The 4,674-nt window shown below is 67.2% G+C and carries 5 protein-coding genes; all 5 read left to right on the forward strand.

The window, feature by feature from the left end; genetic code table 11:
• Positions 1-106: NAD(P)(+) transhydrogenase (Re/Si-specific) subunit beta (locus AC27VN_RS33250; protein ID WP_139237527.1), on the forward strand; the 106-nt coding region annotated here is incomplete at its 5' end.
• 104 nt (positions 107-210) lie between these two features.
• Positions 211-1,890 (forward strand): long-chain-fatty-acid--CoA ligase, encoded by a 1,680-nt coding sequence (locus AC27VN_RS33255; protein WP_203204010.1) that lies wholly within the window; start codon positions 211-213, stop codon positions 1,888-1,890.
• Positions 1,891-1,940: 50 nt separating this feature from the next.
• Entirely contained in the window at positions 1,941-2,945 is a 1,005-nt protein-coding gene (locus AC27VN_RS33260) for an ABC transporter permease subunit (RefSeq protein WP_490879321.1), read from the forward strand.
• 4 nt (positions 2,946-2,949) lie between these two features.
• Positions 2,950-3,858: an ABC transporter permease subunit gene (locus tag AC27VN_RS33265; protein ID WP_203204012.1), complete on the forward strand. Its 909-nt coding sequence runs from the start codon at positions 2,950-2,952 to the stop codon at positions 3,856-3,858.
• 17 nt (positions 3,859-3,875) lie between these two features.
• Positions 3,876-4,674: ABC transporter ATP-binding protein (locus AC27VN_RS33270; protein WP_490879322.1), on the forward strand; the 799-nt coding region annotated here is incomplete at its 3' end.

The raw sequence follows: 4,674 nt of genomic DNA on the forward strand, positions 1-4,674 counted from the left end.
CGGCTACGCAGGGCTGGACAACGAACTCTTCTACATGGACAAGACCATGATGGTCTTTGGCGATGCCAAAAAAGTAGTGGAAGATATGGGCAAGGCCATCGAATAGGCCGAGGTTCCGTCCCGGCCCGCGCTCTGCGGGCAAACCCTTACGGCGCCGCTCAGGCGCCGTTTTCGTTTTCATCCCAATCCGACTCCGGAGGAGACACATCCATGACCGATCGTCCCTGGCTCAGCAGTTACCCGCAAGGCGTGCCTGCCGACATCGACCCATCGCAGTACCCCTCGCTGGTCGGTCTCATGGAAGAGAGCTTCTCGAAGTACGCCGACCGCACGGCCTACAGCTTCATGGGCAAGGACGTGAGCTATGCCGAGACCGACAAGCTCAGCAAGGCCTTCGCGGCCTACCTGCAGGGGCTGGGCCTGGCCAAGGGCGACCGCGTCGCGGCCATGATGCCCAACTGCCCGCAGTACCCGATCGCGGTGGCCGGCATCCTGCGCGCGGGCCTGATCCTGGTGAACGTGAATCCGCTGTACACGCCGCGCGAACTCGAGCACCAGCTCAAGGACTCGGGCGCGAAGGCGATCGTCATCATGGAGAACTTCGGCGTCACGCTGCAGCAGTGCATCGCGGCCACGCCGATCAAGCACATCGTGCTGGCCTCGATGGGCGACCGGCTCGGCTTCCTCAAGGGCGCGCTCGTCAACTACGTGGTGCGCAACGTCAAGAAGCTGGTGCCGGCCTTCAACCTGCCGGGCGCGGTGCGCTTCAACGATGCGCTCGACCAGGGCGCGGGCCGCAAGCTGCAGACGCCGGCCATCGGCGCCGACGACGTCGCGGTGCTGCAGTACACCGGCGGCACCACGGGCGTGTCGAAGGGCGCGGTGCTGCTGCATCGCAACGTGATCGCCAACGTGCTGCAGTCCGAGGCCTGGAACGAACCGGTGATGCGCAAGGTGCCCGCGGGCCAGCAACCCACGAGCGTGTGCGCGCTGCCGCTGTATCACATCTTCGCGTTCACGGTCGGCATGATGCTGAGCATGCGCACGGGCGGCAAGTTGATCCTGATTCCGAATCCGCGCGACCTGCCCGCGGTGCTCAAGGAACTGTCGAAGCACACGATCCACAGCTTCCCCGCGGTCAACACGCTGTTCAACGGCCTGGCCAACCATCCCGACTTCAACACCGTCGACTGGTCCAACCTCAAGGTCTCGGTGGGCGGCGGCATGGCGGTGCAGGCCGCGGTCGCGAAGCTCTGGCTCGAGAAGACCGGCTGCCCGATCTGCGAGGGCTACGGCCTGTCCGAGACCTCGCCCTCGACCACCTGCAACCCGACCGACAGCAAGGCCTACACCGGCACGATCGGCGTGCCGCTGCCGAGCACCTGGCTCAAGCTGCTCGACGACAACGGCAACGAGGTTGCACTCGGCGAGCCCGGCGAGATCGCGATCAAGGGACCGCAGGTGATGGCCGGCTACTGGCAGCGCCCCGACGAGACCGCGAAGGTCATGACCAGCGACGGCTACTTCAAGAGCGGCGACATCGGCGTGGTCGACGAACGCGGCTACTTCAAGGTGGTCGATCGCAAGAAGGACATGATCCTGGTGTCGGGCTTCAACGTGTACCCGAACGAGATCGAGGACGTGGTCGCACAGATTCCGGGCGTGCTCGAATGCGCGGCCGTGGGCGTGAACGACGAGAAGACCGGCGAGGCCGTGAAGCTCGTGATCGTGAAGAAGGACGAGTCGCTCACCGAGGCGCAGGTGCGCGAATACTGCAGAGCAAACCTTACGGGTTACAAGCAGCCGCGAATCGTAGAGTTTCGCACTGACCTGCCGAAGACACCGGTCGGAAAGATCCTGCGCAGAGAGTTGCGCGACGCCAAAAAGTAAGGGTTCGGCCCGGGTGGGGCCGCGGCATCGATCTTGCATATTGCGGGTCGATGTTTCGCTTCCTCCTCACGCGCGTGAGCTTGCTGGTGCCGACCTTCTTCGGCATGACGCTGCTTGCCTTCTTCCTCATCCGGCTGGTGCCGGGCGACCCCATTGAAACCATGGCCGGCGAGCGCGGGATCGACCCCGCGCGCCATGCCGAGCTGCTCACCGCCTACGGCCTCGACAAGCCGGTGATCGTGCAGTACGGCATCTACATCGCGCGCGTGCTGCATGGCGATCTCGGCAAGTCGCTGATCACGCAGGAATCGGTGATGAACGAGTTCCTCGCGCTGTTCCCCGCCACCATCGAGCTCGGCGTCTGCGCGATCGTGTTCGCGCTGCTGCTCGGGCTGCCCGCGGGCATCCTCGCGGCGGTGCGGCGCAACTCGATCTTCGATCACGGCGTGATGGCCACCTCGCTCACCGGCTACTCGATGCCGATCTTCTGGTGGGGCCTGCTGCTCATCCTCTTCTTCTCGGTGCAGTTGGGCTGGACGCCGGTCTCGGGCCGTATCGCGGTGCAGTACTACGTCGAGCCCGACACCGGTTTCCTGCTGCTCGATGCATTGCGCGCCGGCGAGATCGATGCCTTCTGGTCGGCGCTGCATCACCTCGTGCTGCCGGCCGTGGTGCTGGGCACGGTGCCGCTCGCGGTGATCGCGCGCATGACGCGCTCGGCCATGCTCGAGGTGCTCGGCGAGGACTACATCCGCACCGCGCGCGCCAAGGGCCTGTCGCCCTTTCGCGTGGTGGGCCTGCATGCGCTGCGCAACGCGCTGATCCCGGTCGTCACCGTGATCGGGCTGCAGGTGGGCGTGCTGTTCACCGGCGCCATCCTCACCGAGACCATCTTCTCGTGGCCCGGCGTCGGCAAGTGGCTGATCGAGGCGATCGGCCGGCGCGACTATCCGGTGCTGCAGGGCGGCATGCTGCTGCTCGGCGGCATCGTGATGCTGGTCAACCTGCTGGTCGACCTGACCTACGGCGTCATCAACCCCCGCATCCGGCGCTGAATCCATGGCATCGACCCACACCCTTCCCAGCGCCACCTCCGGTGCCACGGCGCCGCCCGGACCCTGGCGCGAATTCTGGAGCGCTTTCTCCGCCAACCGCGGTGCGGTGATCGGCCTGGTCACCATCGCCGTGCTGCTGCTGGTCGCATTGCTCGCGCCGTGGATCGCGCCGCATGCGCCGAACCAGACCAACAGCGCCGTGTTCCTGCAGCCGCCGGCCTGGCAGCAGGGCGGCTCGCTCACCTACCTGCTGGGCACCGACGCCATCGGCCGCGACATCCTCTCGCGCCTCATGTACGGCGCGCGCCTGTCGCTGTCGATCGGCGTCGCGGTGGTCGCGATCTCGGTGGTGGTGGGCGTGGTGCTCGGCCTGGTCGCGGGCTTCTTCCGCGGCGTGCTCGAGATCGCGATCATGCGGCTGATGGACATCATCCTCACGCTGCCGAGCCTGCTGCTCGCGATCGTGATCGTGGCCATCCTCGGGCCCGGCCTCATCAACGCGATGCTCGCCGTGGCCATCGTCGTGCTGCCGCACTACGTGCGCATCACGCGCGCGGCCGTCATCGCCGAGGTCTCGCGCGACTACGTGACCGCGGCGCGCGTCAGCGGCGCCGGCACCCTGCGCCTGATGTTCCGCGAGGTGCTGCCGAACTGCGCGGCGCCGCTGATCGTGCAGGCCTCGCTGGGCATCTCCACCGCCATCCTCGACGCGGCAGCGCTCGGCTTCCTCGGCCTCGGCGCGCAGCCGCCCTCGCCCGAGTGGGGCACCATGCTGGCCGATGCGCGCGAGTTCGTGCTGCGCGCCTGGTGGGTCGTGACCTTCCCCGGCCTCGCCATCCTCGCGGCGGTGCTGGCCTTCAACCTGCTGGGCGACGGTCTGCGCGACGCGCTCGATCCGAAGCTCAAGCGCTGAAGCAAGGGAACGCATCGATGCCTTTGCTCGACATCCAGGATCTGCACGTCGAATTCCCGACCCAGGGCGGCGTGATGCATGCTGTCGACGGCGTGAGCCTCTCGCTCGAGGAGGGCGAGGTGCTCGGCATCGTCGGCGAATCGGGCTCGGGCAAGAGCGTGACCATGATGGCGCTGATGGGGCTGATCGGCTTCCCGGGCCGCGTGCGCGCCGACCACATGCGCTTCGCGGGCCGCGACCTGCTCGGCATCTCCGACAAGGCGCGCCGCACGCTGGTGGGCAAGGAGGTCGCGATGATCTTCCAGGAGCCCACCACCAGCCTCAACCCCTGCTTCACCATCGGCTTCCAGTTGATGGAGACGCTGCGCCTGCACCTCGGGCTCGACCGGCGCGCGGCTAAGAAGCGCGCCACCGAACTGCTCGAGCAGGTCGGCATCCCGGCCGCGTCGTCGCGCCTCTCTAGCTATCCGCACCAGCTCTCGGGCGGCATGAACCAGCGCGTGATGATCGCGATGGCGATCGCCTGCAACCCGCGCCTGCTGATCGCCGACGAGCCGACTACCGCGCTCGACGTCACGATCCAGGCGCAGATCCTCGACCTGCTGCGCGACCTGCAGAAGGAGCGCGGCATGGCGCTGGTGCTGATCACGCACAACATGGGCGTGGTCAGCGAGATGGCGCAGCGCATCGCCGTGATGTATGCGGGCCAGGTGATGGAGCAGCAGCGCGTGGACCGGCTGTTCGCGACGCCGCAGCATCCCTACACCGAGGCGCTCCTGGCCGCGCTGCCCGAGCGCGCGCCGCCCGACGGCCGGC

Source organism: Variovorax sp. 20P10.2.4 (genome assembly GCF_058244205.1).